At 69.9% G+C, this 14,805-nt stretch carries 13 protein-coding genes; 7 read left to right on the forward strand and 6 right to left on the reverse strand.

The features are described 5' to 3' along the window. Together ACWCOV_RS40495 and ACWCOV_RS40500 are read left to right on the forward strand one after the other, a co-directional pair. Nucleotides 1-1,194: glycerol-3-phosphate dehydrogenase/oxidase (locus ACWCOV_RS40495; protein ID WP_449834693.1), on the forward strand; the 1,194-nt coding region annotated here is incomplete at its 5' end. Nucleotides 1,195-1,256: 62 nt separating this feature from the next. Further along, nucleotides 1,257-1,958, forward strand: a complete 702-nt coding sequence (locus ACWCOV_RS40500) for a hypothetical protein (protein ID WP_449834694.1) — start codon at nucleotides 1,257-1,259, stop codon at nucleotides 1,956-1,958. Here the strand turns inward: ACWCOV_RS40500 and ACWCOV_RS40505 are convergent. Next, nucleotides 1,876-2,379, reverse strand: a complete 504-nt coding sequence (locus ACWCOV_RS40505; protein WP_449834695.1) for a winged helix-turn-helix transcriptional regulator — start codon at nucleotides 2,377-2,379, stop codon at nucleotides 1,876-1,878. The genes ACWCOV_RS40500 and ACWCOV_RS40505 overlap by 83 nt on opposite strands. A gap of 53 nt (nucleotides 2,380-2,432) precedes the next feature. Between ACWCOV_RS40505 and ACWCOV_RS40510 the strand changes: the two genes are divergently transcribed. Then, on the forward strand, nucleotides 2,433-2,885 hold the full coding sequence (locus ACWCOV_RS40510; protein WP_449834696.1) for a nuclear transport factor 2 family protein: 453 nt from the start codon (nucleotides 2,433-2,435) through the stop codon (nucleotides 2,883-2,885). A gap of 101 nt (nucleotides 2,886-2,986) precedes the next feature. Here ACWCOV_RS40510 and glpK read toward each other — a convergent pair whose 3' ends face one another. From glpK to ACWCOV_RS40535, 5 genes are all read right to left on the reverse strand, one after another. Continuing rightward, nucleotides 2,987-4,507, reverse strand: a complete 1,521-nt coding sequence (glpK, locus tag ACWCOV_RS40515; protein WP_449834697.1) for a glycerol kinase GlpK — start codon at nucleotides 4,505-4,507, stop codon at nucleotides 2,987-2,989. Nucleotides 4,508-4,528: 21 nt separating this feature from the next. Then, the gene (locus ACWCOV_RS40520; RefSeq protein WP_449834698.1) at nucleotides 4,529-5,287 is read right to left on the reverse strand and encodes an IclR family transcriptional regulator; all 759 of its coding nucleotides are present in this window, start codon (nucleotides 5,285-5,287) and stop codon (nucleotides 4,529-4,531) included. A gap of 35 nt (nucleotides 5,288-5,322) precedes the next feature. Then, nucleotides 5,323-7,842 carry an ABC transporter permease gene (locus ACWCOV_RS40525; protein ID WP_449834699.1) on the reverse strand — a complete coding sequence of 840 codons (2,520 nt, stop codon included), beginning with the start codon at nucleotides 7,840-7,842 and terminating at the stop codon, nucleotides 5,323-5,325. Then, on the reverse strand, nucleotides 7,842-8,585 hold the full coding sequence (locus tag ACWCOV_RS40530) for an ABC transporter ATP-binding protein (RefSeq protein WP_449834700.1): 744 nt from the start codon (nucleotides 8,583-8,585) through the stop codon (nucleotides 7,842-7,844). Before ACWCOV_RS40530 ends, ACWCOV_RS40525 begins: the two co-directional genes overlap by 1 nt. Nucleotides 8,586-8,942: 357 nt before the next feature. Further along, on the reverse strand, nucleotides 8,943-9,830 hold the full coding sequence (locus tag ACWCOV_RS40535) for a RecB family exonuclease (protein ID WP_449834701.1): 888 nt from the start codon (nucleotides 9,828-9,830) through the stop codon (nucleotides 8,943-8,945). 125 nt (nucleotides 9,831-9,955) lie between these two features. On the opposite strand from ACWCOV_RS40535, the gene ACWCOV_RS40540 reads away from it, so the two are divergent. From ACWCOV_RS40540 to arc, 4 genes are all read left to right on the forward strand, one after another. After that, entirely contained in the window at nucleotides 9,956-10,837 is an 882-nt protein-coding gene (locus ACWCOV_RS40540; protein WP_449834702.1) for an intradiol ring-cleavage dioxygenase, read from the forward strand. 81 nt (nucleotides 10,838-10,918) lie between these two features. Then, a complete protein-coding gene (locus tag ACWCOV_RS40545) occupies nucleotides 10,919-12,073 on the forward strand; it encodes a site-2 protease family protein (protein WP_449834703.1) in 1,155 nt (384 codons plus the stop codon). Between the two features lie 50 nt (nucleotides 12,074-12,123). Next, nucleotides 12,124-13,098 carry a tRNA (adenine-N1)-methyltransferase gene (locus ACWCOV_RS40550; RefSeq protein WP_449834704.1) on the forward strand — a complete coding sequence of 325 codons (975 nt, stop codon included), beginning with the start codon at nucleotides 12,124-12,126 and terminating at the stop codon, nucleotides 13,096-13,098. An 87-nt stretch (nucleotides 13,099-13,185) separates the two neighbouring features. Then, nucleotides 13,186-14,805: proteasome ATPase (gene arc, locus ACWCOV_RS40555; RefSeq protein WP_449834705.1), on the forward strand; the 1,620-nt coding region annotated here is incomplete at its 3' end.

Here is a 14,805-nt window from a genome sequence, read left to right on the forward strand (position 1 = left end):
CGCCGTACCGGTCGCTCCCGAACACCACGTGCAAGGCCCGCAACGCCAACTGGGCCGGGCGCCCATGTCGCGAACCGGGTCAAGGTCACCGGGTTCCTGCGGCAGGGCGAGCGGGTGACCGGGGTGCAGGCCAAGGACCTGGAGAGCGGCCGGGAGTTCGAGGTCCGGGCCAAGCAGGTCGTGAACGCGACCGGGGTGTGGACCGACGACACCCAGGCGATGGTCGGCGAGCGGGGCCAGTACCACGTCCGGGCGTCGAAGGGGATCCACCTGGTGGTTCCGAAGGACCGGATCCAGTCCAGCAGCGGGATGATCCTGCGGACCGAGAAGTCCGTGCTGTTCATCATCCCGTGGGGCCGGCACTGGCTGATCGGGACCACGGACACCGACTGGAACCTGGACAAGGCGCACCCGGCCGCGACCAGCAAGGACATCGAGTACCTGCTCGACCACGTGAACGCGGTGCTGACCACGCCGCTGACCCGGGAAGACGTCGAGGGCGTGTTCGCCGGGCTGCGGCCGCTGCTGGCCGGTGAGTCGGAGAGCACGTCGAAGCTGTCCCGCGAGCACGTCGTCGCGCACGCGGCGCCGGGTCTCGTCGTGGTTGCCGGTGGCAAGTACACGACGTACCGGGTGATGGCCAAGGACGCGATCGACGCGGTCGCCAACGCCCTGGACGGGCGGGTGCCGAAGTGCACCACCAAGAACATCCCGCTGATCGGTGCCGACGGCTACCACGCGCTCTGGAACCAGCGGCACCTGATCGCGCGGCGCTCCGGCCTGCACGTGGCCCGGATCGAGCACCTGCTCAACCGGTACGGCGCCCTGATCGACGAGGTGCTGGCGCTCGTCGAGGCGGACCCGTCGCTGGGTGAGCAACTGCCCGGCACCCAGGACTACCTGAAGGCCGAGATCGTGTACGGCGCCAAGGCCGAGGGCGCCCGCCACCTCGACGACGTCCTGGCCCGGCGGACCCGGATCTCCATCGAGGCCTGGGACCGCGGGGTCGGCGCGGCCGAGGCCGCGGCGCGGCTGATGGCCCCGGTCCTCGGCTGGGACAAGGCGACGGTCGAGCGCGAGGTGTCCTACTACCTCCGCCGGGTCCAGTCCGAGCGGGACTCCCAGGACCAGCCCGACGACGAGTCCGCCGACAAGGTCCGCCTGGAAGCCCCGGACATCGTCTCGCCCGCCTGACCTCTGGACGCTCCGGTCCTCCCCGTGGCTTACTCGGAAGTGGGTGAGCCTGGGGAGGGCACATGGGGGACAACGGGGCCTGGCGGACGATGTCCGTCACCACCGGCATGGCCGGTCTGGCCGGGTTCGTGCTGGTCGCGGTCAGCCAGGCGCTGGTGCAGGCCGGCGGCGGGGAACCGGCGTTCGACGCGTCCGGCGAGGAGATCCTGAGCTTCTTCGAGACGCGGAACGACACGCTCTACCCGATCGGCTCGTTCCTCGGGCTGCTCGCGATCCTGGCGCTGTTGTGGTTCTTCGCCGGCTTCTGGGCGGTGCTCCGGTCCGCCGAGGGCAACCCGCCGTGGCGATCGGTCGCCGCGCTGGCGTCGGGTCTCGCCTACGTGATCCTGGTGATGCGGCCGGGGTGGGACCTCGCCGGGTTCCGGGTCGACGAGGGCGTGGATCCACAGCTGGCCCGGCTGGCGTACGACGACGGCAACCTCGGCTTCGCCAACGCCTGGCTCGCGCTGGCCAGCTTCCTGTTCGCCGCGGGCTGGATCATCGTCTCGACGCGGGCGCTGCCGGCCTGGCTGGGATGGGTGGCGCTGGTGGCGGCGGTCGGTTTCCTGGCCGGCCGCGCGTTCTGGACCACCTCGATCTGGCTGATCCCGTACGCGCTCTACTGGATCTGGACGATCGTGATCAGCGTTCAGCTGCTGCGAGGACGGTGGCGACCAGCGCCGTCCCAGGGGCAGTTCGACCGCCTGGGCCGGGGGATGGAGTGACCTGGTCCGCCGCGAGCGCCGCGCCGCACTCCGAGCAGCAGACCGTTGCCGTCGTCACCTTTCCGCAGGTGTCGTGGGTGAAGCGGATCGGCTGACCCGCCGGCGGGGTCGCGTGCCGGTCGCCCCAGGCGGTCAGCGCCAGCAGGATCGGGACCAGCTCACGCCCCGCCTCGGTCAGCGCGTACGCGTACCGCACCGGGTTCTCCTGGTACGGCGTACGCGTGACCAGCCCGCCGTCCATCAGCGTGCCGAGCCGGTCGGTGAGCAGGTTGCGGGAGACGCCGAGGTCGGTCACGAGCTGGTCGAACCGGTCGAGCCCGAGGTACAGATCGCGCAGCACGAGCGGCGTCCACCAATCGCCGATGATCTCCAGCGACTGGGCGAGTGAGCAGTGCATCGAGGCGAAGCTGGTGTTCCGCATCTCACCATCGTAGTCAGTTGCGTCATTGAACTCACTATCCCTAGGGTGGGGACATGTACCACCGATTTGTGGCCCAGCAGGTGCGGAAGGCGTTCGCGGAGATCAGCGCCGGCAACTGGGAGGCGATGGTGGCGGGGATGGCGCCGTCCTTCACCTACCGGTTCTACGGCGACCACGCGTTGTCCGGCGAGCGGCACACTCATGACGCGTTGCGGCGATGGTGGGAGCGCTGCTTCCGGCTGTTGCCCGACACCCGGTTCGACGTCCAGGACGTGCTGGTCGCGGGCTGGCCGTGGGACACCCGGGTCGCGACCGCGGTGACCGTCGACGTCGGTGTCGCGGACGGCTCGCGCTACCAGAACGTCGTCCACCAGTTCCTGCGGATGAAGTGGGGCAGGATCACCGAGGTCCGGACGCTGGAGGACACCGCCGTCCTCGAGAAGACCCTCGACCGGCTGGCCGCCGCGGGCTTCGAGGAAGCCCACGCCGCGCCGATCACCGATTAAGACAACCGCAGCTCGCGCCAAGGAGGTAGCCGGTCACCGCGACCTGTGTCGGTACGTCGATGCCCGCGGCAACCAACGTGCCGATCGCGACCAGTGCCGCGCTACGGCGCGGGTCCGTCCTCCGGCCGGATCCAGTTGAAGGTGCGTTGGACGGCGGACTTCCAGTTCTCGTACTCGGTGGCGCGGCGGTCCGGGTCCATGTTCGGGAGCCACTGGCCGGCGCGGTGCCAGTTGCTGCGGAGTCCTTCGAGGTCGGGCCAGTAGCCGACCGCGAGGCCGGCGGCGTAGGCGGCGCCCAGTGAGACGGTCTCGGTGACCATCGGGCGGACCACCCGGACGTCGAGCAGGTCGGCGAGGAACTGCATCAGCAGGTTGTTCGCCGTCATCCCGCCGTCGACCTTCAGCGCGGTCAGCGCGATCCCGGAGTCGGCGTTCATCGCGTCGACGACTTCGAGGGTCTGGAACCCGGTCGCCTCGAGCACCGCCCGGGCCAGGTGGCCCTTGGTGATGTAGCCGGTCAGCCCCGCGATGACACCGCGCGCCTCGCTGCGCCAGTGCGGCGCGAACAGACCGGAGAACGCGGGCACGATGTACGCGCCGCCGTTGTCGTCGACGGTCCGGGCCAGCGTCTCGATCTCGGCCGCGGTGTGGATCAGCCCGAGCCCGTCGCGGAACCACTGCACCAGCGACCCGGTGACCGCCATCGAGCCTTCCAGCGCGTACGACGCCGGCTCGTCGCCGATCTGGTACGCGACCGTGGTCAGCATGCCGTGCTTCGACCGGACGATCTCCTGACCGGTGTGCAGCAGCAGGAACGAACCGGTGCCGTACGTGCACTTCGCCTCGCCCGCGCTGAAGCAGGTCTGCCCGAACAGCGCGGCCTGCTGGTCCCCGAGCGCGGCCCCGATCCGGACCCCGGGCAGCACCTCGGTCGCGGTCGCGAACACCCCGGACGACGGCCGGATCTCCGGCAGGATCGCCCGCGGTACGTCGAACGCCCGCAACAACTCGTCGTCCCACTGCAGGGACTCGATGTTCATCAGCATCGTGCGGCTGGCGTTCGTCACGTCGGTGACGTGCAGGCCGCCGTTCACGCCGCCGGTGAAGTTCCAGATCAGCCAGGTCTCCATCGTGCCGAACAGCACCTCGCCGCGCTCGGCGCGCTGGCGCAGCCCCGGGGTGTGGTCGAGCATCCAGCGGATCCGCGGCGCCGAGAAGTAGGTCGTCAGCGGCAGCCCGCACAGGTCCGCGAACCGGTCCGGGCCCGCGTCGCCGGCCAGTTCGGTGACGAGGCGGTCGGTCCGGGTGTCCTGCCAGACCACCGCGTGCCCGATCGGGTGTCCGGTCCGGCGGTCCCAGAGCAGGCTGGTCTCGCGCTGATTGGTGATGCCGATGGCAACGATCTGGGACGGCTCCGCGCCGATCTGCCGGACCGCCGCCGGGACCACCCGGGTCACGTTCCGCCAGATCTCGCCGGCATCGTGCTCGACCCAGCCCGGCCGCGGAAACAGCTGCCGGTGCTCGCGCTGGGCCACCGACACCAGCCGCCCGCGCCGGTCGAAGAGGATGCACCGGGACGAGTTGGTCCCCTGGTCCACTGCGGCTACGTACTGCTCAGCCATGTCTCCACCCCCGTTGGACCATCAGCCGTCCTCTCGCAGGTCACGGCCGATGGCCTCGGCGGTGGCCCGCACCATGCCGACCAGGTCCGGGCGCGGTCGCAGCCGGCTGTCGCAGATCCGCTCGATCCGGCCGGTCATCCCCACCGCGCCGACCACCAGCCCGCCGAGTCCCCGGATCGGCGCCGCGATACTGGCCATCTCGACGATGTACTCCTCGGACTCACTGGCCCACCCCTTGGCCCGGACCGCGGCGAGCTCCTCGGCCAGCCGGGCCGGGTCCACGATCGTCCGGGTCGTGTAGGCCTCCAGCTTCCGCGGTTTGGCGGCTCCGCTGGTGTCGAACGCCAGCACGGCCTTGCCGAGCGCGCAGGCGTGCGGCGGGAGCGTCGTACCGACGTCGAGGTCCTGGTCGCTGTCGTCGGGGCGGAAGACGTGGTGGACGACGACGACCTTGCCGTCGACCAGGCGGCCGACGCGCACCACCTCGCCGCTGCGGGCGGCCAGCGAGTCGGCCCAGTTGATCGCACGGCTGCGAAGCTCGTTCGGGTCCAGGTAGGTCTCGCCGAGCCGCCCGAAGGCGTCGCTCAGGTGGTAGTGGGCCCCGCTGTGGTCCTGCTCGACGAACCCGACCTGGTGCAGGGTCCGCAGGATCCCGTGCACGGTGGTCTTCGCGAGACCGAGTGCGTTGCCGAGATCGGCGACCCCGAGCCCATCGGGCGCGGCCGCGAGCAGTCGCAGCACAGCGGCAGCCCGCTCGATGGACTGCACAGTGCCCGGCACACTTCGCAGGTTATCCGTGAATGTGGGTTATGGCTTTACTCCGCGGCGATTGCCTGGAGGACGTCGAGGCGTGCTGCCCGGCGTGACGGCCAGACTGCAGCGAGTACGCCGATGACTCCGGCGGCCAGAACGGCGATCACCAACTGCAGCACGGGAATGTCCAGCACACTCAGGCCGTCGTCGACCATCACCCGCTGCACCGACGCCGCGAAGACAACACCCACCACGAGCCCCAGCAGCGCACCGAGCAGCGTGATCGCGATCGATTCCACCCGCAGCATCCGGCTGAGCTGCGGCCGGTCCATGCCGATCGCGCGCAGCAGCCCGATCTCGCGGGTCCGTTCGACCACCCCGAGGGCGAGGGTGTTCACGATGCCGAGGATCGCGATCAGGATCGCCAGCCCGAGCAGCATCCCGATCACGCCGAGCAGGACGTTCACCGGTCCGCGCGCGCTGTCGACGTACGCCTGCTGGTCGCGGACCCGGATCGTCGGGTAGTCCTTCAACCCGTCGAGGATGGCCGGGCCGACCTGCGCGGCGGTGGCGCCCTGCGCGAGATCGACGTACAGCAGCTCGTCGGTCGGGGCTCCGCCCACGGCGTCGTACGTCGGCAGCGAGAGGACGATCGCGTTGAGCTGCCGGTTCGGGGCGAGGATGCCGGCGACGGTGAGCCGGTGCCTGCCGGTCGTCGTGGTCAGCTCGAACGACTTGCCGACCGAGAGTTCGAGCGTCTTGGCCATCGTCCGGGGGAGCAGGGCCTGACCTTTGCCGAGCCCGTCGATCGAACCGGAGTCGAGCTTCGCCGTGACCGGGCCGGCGAGCGTGCCGTCGCTGACTCCGCTGACCTGGACCGGTGTGTCGCCGACCTTCGCCTGCTGGCGGCGGACGCGATGGACCGACTCGACACCTGCGACCTTGGTGATCCGGTCGGCGACCTCGGGGCTGAACGGGTCCTGGCCGTCGGTGCTGACGACCAGGTCGGACGTCCCGATCGCGTCGGAGATGCTCTGCTCGATCGATGCCTTGGCCGACGCCGCGATCACGATCAGGCCGCTGATCAGGGCGACCGAGATCATCAGCGCCGACGCGGTGGCCGACGTACGGCGCGGGTTGCGCTCGGCGTTCCGGCGTCCCAGCGTGACCGCCGCCCGGCGGCCGAACGGCAGCAGCAGGGCGCGTGCGGCGTACCGGCTGACGAGGGGGCTGGTCATGACCATGCCGAGCAGCGTGATCGCGGCCGCGAAGCCGAGCAGGACCGCGCCGGGGAGCCCGCTGGCCTGCAGACCGATGAGGTACAGGATCAGCGCCATCAGCAGCATGAACCCGCCGATGATCAGCCGGACCAGCATGGACCGCTCGGGCAGGGCGACGTCGTCGCGCAGCGCGGCCATCGGCGGGAGCTTGCCGGCCCGCCGCGCCGCCGGGAAAGCCGAGGCAGCCGTGACTCCGATGCCGATCAGGTAGCACGCGATGATCGTGGCGGCGCTGACCTGCAGTGGGGACTCGGGGATCGCGAGGTCGACCCACTCGTAGAGGAACCGGATTCCGGCCGCCACTCCGATGCCGAGCAGCAGGCCGAGCGTCGAGCCGAGCACGCCGATCACCAGAGCCTCGGCGAGCACCGTCGCGGTGACCTGCCCGCGGGACGCGCCGATCGCGCGCAGCATGGCGAGCTCGCGGGACCGCTGCGCGACCAGCATCGCGAACGTGTTGACGATCAGGAACGCGCCGACGAACAGGGCGATCCCGGCGAACAGCATCAGGACCGTGGTGTAGCCACCGAACGTGTCGTCGAGGGCGTTCTCGCCATCGCCCTCGACCTGCGCCGCGGTGCGCACCTTGACTCCGGCGCCGATGGCCTTCGAGATCGCCTGGCTGACGGCCTCCGGGTCGGAGCCTTCGGTGACGGCGACTCCGACCGAGGTCCAGCCTGGTCCGCCGAGGAGCAGTCGTTGAGCGGTCGCCGGATCGAACGTGACGAGTGGTGCGCCGGCCGCCGGACCGCTGACGGTGGGGCTGGTGATCGCCGTGAGCTCGGCGGTGATCGCCTTGTTCGGGGTGATCACGCGGACCTGGTCGCCGATGCCGTAGCCCGCGCGCGATGCGGTCTGCTGGTCGAGCGCGAGCTGCGACTCACCCCACGGCGGCTTGCCTTCGAGGAGCCGGAACGGCGCTGTGCGGGCGTCCCGCGGCCAGGCCCCGCCGTACGTCGGCAGCCCGAGCGTCTCGGTCGGCTTCCCGTCCGGCGCGAGGATCTGTACGTCGCTGACGAGCAGTTCGGGGTCGGCACTGGCGACACCCGGTACGGCGGCGATCCGCTCGACCACCTCGGACGTGAAGGTCGCGGGCCGGCCGGACCGGACGCCGACCGGGTCGACGGGGGTGACGGTGATGGCCGCCGTACTGCCGGAGAAGTTCTTCTTCAACGCCGCGGCGAGGGTGTCGGTGAAGACCATCGCGCCGCCGGTGAACGAGATGCCGAGCAGCACCGCGACGGTGCACAGCACGAACCGCAGCCGGTGGGCGAGGACCGACCGGAGGCCGAGCTTGAGCATCAGCCGGCCGCTGCAGCGGTCGAGTCGAGCTGCTTCATCGCGTCGAGCACGGTCTCGGCCGTCGGGTCGAGCAGCTCGGAGCGCAGCCGGCCGTCGGCGAGGAACAGCACGCGGTCCGCGTACGACGCCGCGGCCGGGTCATGCGTCACCATCACGACGGTCTGGCCGAAGTCACGGACCGAGCGGTGCAGGAACTCGAGCACGTCGGCCGACGACCGGGAGTCGAGGTTGCCGGTCGGCTCGTCGGCGAACACCACGTCCGGCCGGGAGGCGAGGGCACGGGCGCAGGCGACCCGCTGCTGCTGCCCGCCGGAGAGCTCGAACGGCTTGTGGCCGAGGCGGTCCTTCAGGCCCGTCGTCTCGATCACGGTGTCGAGCCACGCCTGGTCGGGTTTGCGGCCGGCCAGGTCGAGCGGGAGCGTGATGTTCTCCAGCGCGGTCAGCGTCGGGACCAGGTTGAACGCCTGGAACACGAACCCGATCCGGTCCCTGCGCAGGTGCGTCAACTGCTTCTCGGGCAGCCGGGTGATGTCGAGGTCGCCGATCAGCACCTGCCCGGCGCTCGGCTTGTCCAGGCCGGCGAGGCAGTGCAGCAGCGTCGACTTGCCGGAGCCCGACGGGCCCATGATCGCGGTGAACCGGCCCTGGCCGAACTCGGCGCTCACGTCGGCCAGCGCGTCCACCTGCGTCTGGCCACCGCCGTACCGCTTCCACAACCCCACCGCCCGCACAGCCACGCTCATGCGACGAACCGTATCCGCCGAGGGTTCCGCCACATCCATCCACTCCGCACCACCCACCACATCTCCCGCCCGAACGCGTGGCCGCGCGCGGGCCGCCGTGGGCGGGCCCGGTAGGAAGTGGTGGCTCTGCGGGGGGCTGTCGTGGCTGTGAACAGGAAATAGCGTGTTCAAGCCCACCAGATCCTCCGCAACCCCCGAACGCGTGGCCCGTGGCCCGTGGCCGGGTCTGCGGTGGGCGGGGTGGCGGGCCGGATGGGATCTGTGGTGTCACCGCGGCTGGGCGGCGCGCCGAGACGTTTGGAGGCGGTGGGCCTGCGTGGAGGTGGTGGAGCTGGTGGATGTGGAGGGGCTGGTGGGTCAGCCGTCGACGCCCACGAGGTCTACTCCGGCCGACTCGACGGCCACCTCCTCGACGGATCGGGTGGGGAGCGGCGGGGGAGTGCCACCCCAGGCCGGGCAGAGCGGCTTGTGGTCGCACCACTCGCACAGCGGGCCGGGGCTGGGGCGCCAGTCGCCGGAGTCCAGCGCCCGGGTGATCGCCATCCACAGCGCGGAGACCTTGCGTTCACAAGCGCGCAAATCCGCCTCGTCCGGGACGTAGCGGACGATCTCGCCGTTGCCGAGGTAGACCAGTTGCAGCATCGCCGGGACGACGCCGCGCAGCCGCCAGAGCACCAGCGCGTAGAACTTCATCTGGAACAGCGCCTTGGCCTCGAAGAACTCCGAGGGCGAGCGGCCCGTCTTGTAGTCGACCACCCGGATCTCGCCGGTGGGGGCGACGTCGAGCCGGTCGACGTACCCACGCAGCACCAACCCGGAGTCGAGCTCGGTCTCGACGTACAGCTCCCGCTCGGCCGGCTCCAGCGCGTTCGGATCCTCGAGGGTGAAGTACTTGCCGAGCAGTTGGTGCGCCTCGGCGAGCCACTTGGCCAGCTCCTCGCCGGACGCATCCTCGGCGAACAGCTCGGCCACCTCGGGCTCCGCCGCCAGGACCTGCTGCCACTGCGGCTCCAGCATCTCCGCCGCGTGCTCCAACGTGCGCTGACCGCGCGGCAGATCGAACAAACGCTCCAGCACGCCGTGCACCACAGTGCCCCGGACCGCGGCGGCCGACGGCTTCTCCGGCAGCCGGTCGATCACGCGGAACCGGTACTTGAGCGGGCAGCTCATGAAGTCCGCGGCACGGGACGGCGACAACGCCCCGCGCGGATGCACATGCGGATCAGCTTCGACTGCGACGCTCATGCCAAAACCCTAGGCGAGAGCACCGACACTTCGCGTGCGCACCGCCCCGGCTGTGGAAATCCGTTCCGAGCAAACCCCCAGCAGGCTTTCGGCAAACCATCGGGTCCGCTTGCCAGGCTGGTCCCATGACGCCACCACCGAAACCACCTCGCGAACACGACCTGGGTCTGGAGTACGACCTGGGAACCCTGCACCGCCGCCGCTTCCTCGGCCTCTTCGCCGGCGCCGGTCTCGCCGCAGTTGCCGGCTGCGCGCCCGACAACGCCACCGACTCAGCCACTGATGCGACGACGAGCGGTACGACGACCACGTCGAGCACCCCGAGCGCCACCAGCAGCCCGACTTCCAGCCCGACTTCCAGCGCGACGACCGGCACGACCGAGGTGGACGAGATCCCGCAGGAGACGGCCGGCCCGTACCCGGGCGACGGGTCCAACGGCCCGAACGTGCTGACCGAGTCCGGCATCGTCCGCAAGGACATCACCAAGTCGTTCGGCTCCGCGTCCGGGGTCGCCACCGGCGTGCCGCTGACCGTCGAGCTGACCATCCTCGACGCGGACAGGGACACACCGCTGGCGGGTGCTGCCGTGTACCTGTGGCACTGCGACGCGGAAGGCCGCTACTCGCTCTACTCCGACGGCGTCACCAACGAGAACTACCTGCGCGGCGTCCAGGCCGCCGATGCGAACGGCAAGGTCACCTTCACCTCGATCTTCCCGGCCGCGTACATGGGCCGCTGGCCGCACATCCACTTCGAGGTCTACTCGAGCCTGTCCGAGGCCACCGCGGCCGGCAAGATCAGCGCCACCTCCCAGCTCGCCTTCCCGAAGGACGTCTGCGACGCCGTCTACGCGACCGACGGGTACGACGGCAGCGCCCAGAACATGCAGCAGACCTCCCTCGAGGACGACAACGTGTTCGGCGACGACGACGGCGTACACCAGCTCGCGACGGTCACCGGCGACGTGAGCAGCGGGTACGTCGCCAAGCTCGACGTCGGCGTGTGACCGGGGCGGTGGGCTGGGGCAGGTAGCAAATACGGCGGGTAGGTAGCACGGAGTTACCACTGGGCAAGTAGCGTTGGGTCGATGCCAGAAGCGCGTGATCCTCAGAGCCCCGCCCAGCCGGCCGGCCCGCCGCCGCCCGGTACCTGGGTACTCGGTCGTGTCCGCGGGATCCGGCTGACCATGCGGTTCACCTGGCTGCCGGTGGCGATGCTGCTGGCGGTCGGGTTCGCCGCCATCATCGGGCAGCAGTTCCCCGACCTGGGCAACTGGCGCTACCTGGCCGCGTTCGCGTTCGTGGTCGCGTTCACGCTGTCGATCCTGGTGCACGAGCTCGCGCACGCGCTGATGGCGATGCGGTTCGGCATCGGGGTGTCGGAGATCAACCTCGGCTTCTTCGCGGCCGGCACGCACATCGAGGGCGAGCGGAAGTCACCACTCGAGGAATTCGCCGTCTCGGTGGTCGGCCCGATCGCCTCGCTGGTGGTCGGCGGGCTGGCCTGGCTGGGCTCCCGCGCGGTCGACGAGGGCGTCGGGTACGTCGCCCTCTGGGAGCTGGGGATCGCCAACCTCATCGTCGGCGTCACCAACCTGCTGCCCGGCCTGCCGCTGGACGGCGGCTGGGTGCTGCGGGCGGTGGTCTGGAAGATCACCGGCAACATGCACACCGGCACGATCGTGGCCGCCTGGGCCGGCCGGATCCTGGCCATCGCGGTGCTCGCGGCACCCGTCCTGCTCGAGGAGATCTGGGGCCGGCAGCCGTCGATGATCGACTTCCTGATCGCGCTGCTGGTCGGCTTCTTCCTGTGGATGGGGTCGACGTCGGCGCTGATGCAGGCCCGGCTGCGGCGGAAGTTGCCGGCCCTCCAGGTCCGGACGCTGGCCCGGCGCGCGATCGCCGTACACTCCGGCACCCCGATCTCGGAAGCGGTCCGGCTGGCCGGCGAGGCGCAGGCCGGGGCGGTCGTGGTGATCGACGGCGAGGGCAAGCCGCACGCGCTGGTGTCGGAGTCGGCGGTCAATGCCGTGGCGCCGAACCAGCGCCCGTGGACCAACGTCAGCGAGGTCGCGACCCGGATCGGCGCGGGCCACATCATCGGCATCAACGACACCGGCGAGGAGATCCTGAAGACGCTGCGCGAGCACCCGGCCTCGGAGTACCTGGTCCTCGACGCCGCGGGCACCGTGTACGGCGTGCTCGCCACCGCCGACGTGGAACGCGCCTTCCGCAACCGGTGAGTCACCTGGGTTACCTCCCACAGGTGACGGAAAGTTAAGGTGAGCGCCTTATGGCTGACTTGCGTGACTTCCCTGACCAGGCGTTCTCCGGGGTCCACCACGGACCGTTGCAGGCGGGCGAGTGGATCACCCTGCAGGACTCCAAGGGACGCCGGCACTCGGTGTTCCTGGAGCGCGGGAAGATCTTCCACACCACCAAGGGCGGGATCGCGCACGACGACCTGATCGACGGTCCGGACGCGGTCGTGATCAAGTCGAAGGGCGGCGTCGAGTACCTCGCCCTGCGTCCGCTGATGGCCGACTACTCGGTCTCCATGCCGCGCGGCGCCGCTGTGATCTACCCGAAGGACACGGCGCAGATCGTGACCATGGCCGACATCTTCCCGGGAGCGAAGGTGGTCGAGGCCGGCGCCGGCTCCGGCGCGCTGACCACGGCGTTGCTGCGCGCGGTCGGGATCCACGGGCAGGTGATCTCGTTCGAGCGCCGCGAGGACTTCGCCGAGGTCGCGCGCAAGAACGTGACCGGGTTCTTCGGTGGTGAGCACCCGGCCTGGCGGCTCGAGGTCGGCGATCTGGTCGAGAAGCTGAACGAGCAGGATGTCGACCGCGTCGTACTGGACATGCTGGCGCCCTGGGAGTGCGTGGACGCCGTCGCAGAGGCCCTGTCGCCCGGTGGGGTGTTCTGCGCCTATGTGGCCACCACGACGCAGCTGAGCCGCGTTGTGGAGACGCTGAGGGCCCATGGCGAGTTCACCGAGCCGCGGGCCTGGGAGTCACTGGTGCGGGACTGGCACGTCGAGGGACTGGCCGTCCGGCCGGGGCACCGGATGCAGGGTCACACCGCGTTCCTGGTGACCGCGCGCCGGATGGCGCACGGTGTCCAGGCACCCCGCAAGAAGCGCCGCCCGGCCCCCGGAGCGTACGGCGACGACTACGCCGGACCGCGTCGTGCCGAGACTCCTGCCGAGGGTCGCGCCGAAAGTCGTGCGGATACCTCGGAAGACATGCCGAGAGCAACCGATTGATCCGCAACCGACACGTGATGGGATTCAGCTTGCTCGGTGAGGTTTTCTGGGTAAGGTCCATAGGGTCGAGCCCCACATGGTGAGGTGATGATCGTGGCTGGAGACGAGAGTCCTACCGCGGCAGAGCTGCGCAACCAGGTCCGGTACCTGGAAGCCGAGGTCGCAGCGCTGCGGCGTCGGTTGTTGGAGCACCCGGCTGACAGCCGGTCGCTCGAGAGCAGGCTGTCCGAAACCCAGGCCTCCTTGGCGAGTGTCACCGCTCAGAACGAGCGGCTGGCCGAGACCCTGCGTGAGGCGCGAGAGAAGATCATCGCCCTGAAGGAGGAGGTCGACCGGCTGGCGCAACCGCCGTCCGGTTTCGGTACCTTCCTGGGCCGCAACGACGACGACACGCTGGACGTGTTCACCGGAGGCCGTAAGCTCCGGGTCGCGGCGAGCCCCTCGGTTGACCTGGACGCGCTCAAGCTCGGCCAGGAACTGATGCTGAACGAGGCGCTGAACGTGGTCGAGGCCTGCGACTTCGAGGTCGTCGGCGACGTGGTGATGCTGAAGGAGCTGCTCGCCGACGGCGAGCGGGCGCTGGTGATCGCGCAGGCCGACGAGGAGCGGGTGGTGCGGCTCGCGTCGCCGCTGCTCGACATCCCCCTGCGGGCCGGCGACTCGCTGCTGCTGGAGGCACGGTCCGGGTACGTCTACGAGAAGATCCCGAAGTCCGAGGTCGAGGAGCTGATCCTCGAAGAGGTCCCGGACATCGACTACACCCAGATCGGTGGTTTGACCGGCCAGATCGAGCAGATCCGGGACGCGGTCGAGCTGCCGTACCTGCACAAGGAGCTGTTCCTCGAGCACGAGCTCAAGCCGCCGAAGGGCGTGCTGCTGTACGGCCCGCCGGGCTGCGGCAAGACGCTGATCGCCAAGGCGGTGGCGAACTCGCTGGCCAAGAAGGTGGCCGAGAAGACCGGGGTGGAGGGGCAGAAGTCGTTCTTCCTCAACATCAAGGGCCCGGAGCTGCTGAACAAGTACGTCGGCGAGACCGAGCGGCACATCCGGCTGGTCTTCCAGCGGGCCCGCGAGAAGGCCTCCGAGGGCATGCCGGTGATCGTGTTCTTCGACGAGATGGACTCGCTGTTCCGCACCCGCGGCAGCGGTGTCTCCTCCGACGTGGAGAACACCATCGTCCCGCAGCTGCTCAGTGAGATCGACGGTGTCGAAGGCCTGGAGAACGTCCTGGTCATCGGCGCCTCGAACCGTGAGGACATGATCGACCCGGCGATCCTGCGGCCGGGCCGGCTGGACGTGAAGATCAAGATCGAGCGCCCGGACGCCGAGGCGGCCCGGGACATCTTCTCGAAGTACCTGACCACCACCCTGCCGTTGCACACCGACGACCTGAGCGAGTTCGGCGGCGACAAGGGCGAGTGCGTGAACGGGATGATCCAGCGCGTCGTGGAGCGGATGTACACCGAGGCCGACGAGAACCGGTTCCTCGAGGTGACCTACGCCAACGGCGACAAGGAGGTCCTGTACTTCAAGGACTTCAACTCGGGCGCGATGATCCAGAACATCGTCGACCGGGCGAAGAAGATGGCGATCAAGGCCTTCCTCGACGACAACCAGAAGGGCCTGCGGGTGCAGCACCTGCTGCAGGCGTGCCATCCGGTCCAGCACCAGCTCGGGCGTCTCCGACACGTGGGTGGCGAACCGGTC

The sequence above is a fragment of the Kribbella sp. NPDC002412 genome (assembly GCF_053592935.1).

Coding starts and splice junctions, on each gene's coding strand:
- ACWCOV_RS40500 (WP_449834694.1), top strand. CDS start 1,257: ATGGGGGACAACGGGGCCTGGCGGACGATGTCCGTCACCACCGGCATG.
- ACWCOV_RS40505 (WP_449834695.1), bottom strand. CDS start 2,379: ATGCGGAACACCAGCTTCGCCTCGATGCACTGCTCACTCGCCCAGTCG.
- ACWCOV_RS40510 (WP_449834696.1), top strand. CDS start 2,433: ATGTACCACCGATTTGTGGCCCAGCAGGTGCGGAAGGCGTTCGCGGAG.
- glpK (WP_449834697.1), bottom strand. CDS start 4,507: ATGGCTGAGCAGTACGTAGCCGCAGTGGACCAGGGGACCAACTCGTCC.
- ACWCOV_RS40525 (WP_449834699.1), bottom strand. CDS start 7,842: ATGCTCAAGCTCGGCCTCCGGTCGGTCCTCGCCCACCGGCTGCGGTTC.
- ACWCOV_RS40530 (WP_449834700.1), bottom strand. CDS start 8,585: ATGAGCGTGGCTGTGCGGGCGGTGGGGTTGTGGAAGCGGTACGGCGGT.
- ACWCOV_RS40535 (WP_449834701.1), bottom strand. CDS start 9,830: ATGAGCGTCGCAGTCGAAGCTGATCCGCATGTGCATCCGCGCGGGGCG.
- ACWCOV_RS40540 (WP_449834702.1), top strand. CDS start 9,956: ATGACGCCACCACCGAAACCACCTCGCGAACACGACCTGGGTCTGGAG.
- ACWCOV_RS40545 (WP_449834703.1), top strand. CDS start 10,919: ATGCCAGAAGCGCGTGATCCTCAGAGCCCCGCCCAGCCGGCCGGCCCG.
- ACWCOV_RS40550 (WP_449834704.1), top strand. CDS start 12,124: ATGGCTGACTTGCGTGACTTCCCTGACCAGGCGTTCTCCGGGGTCCAC.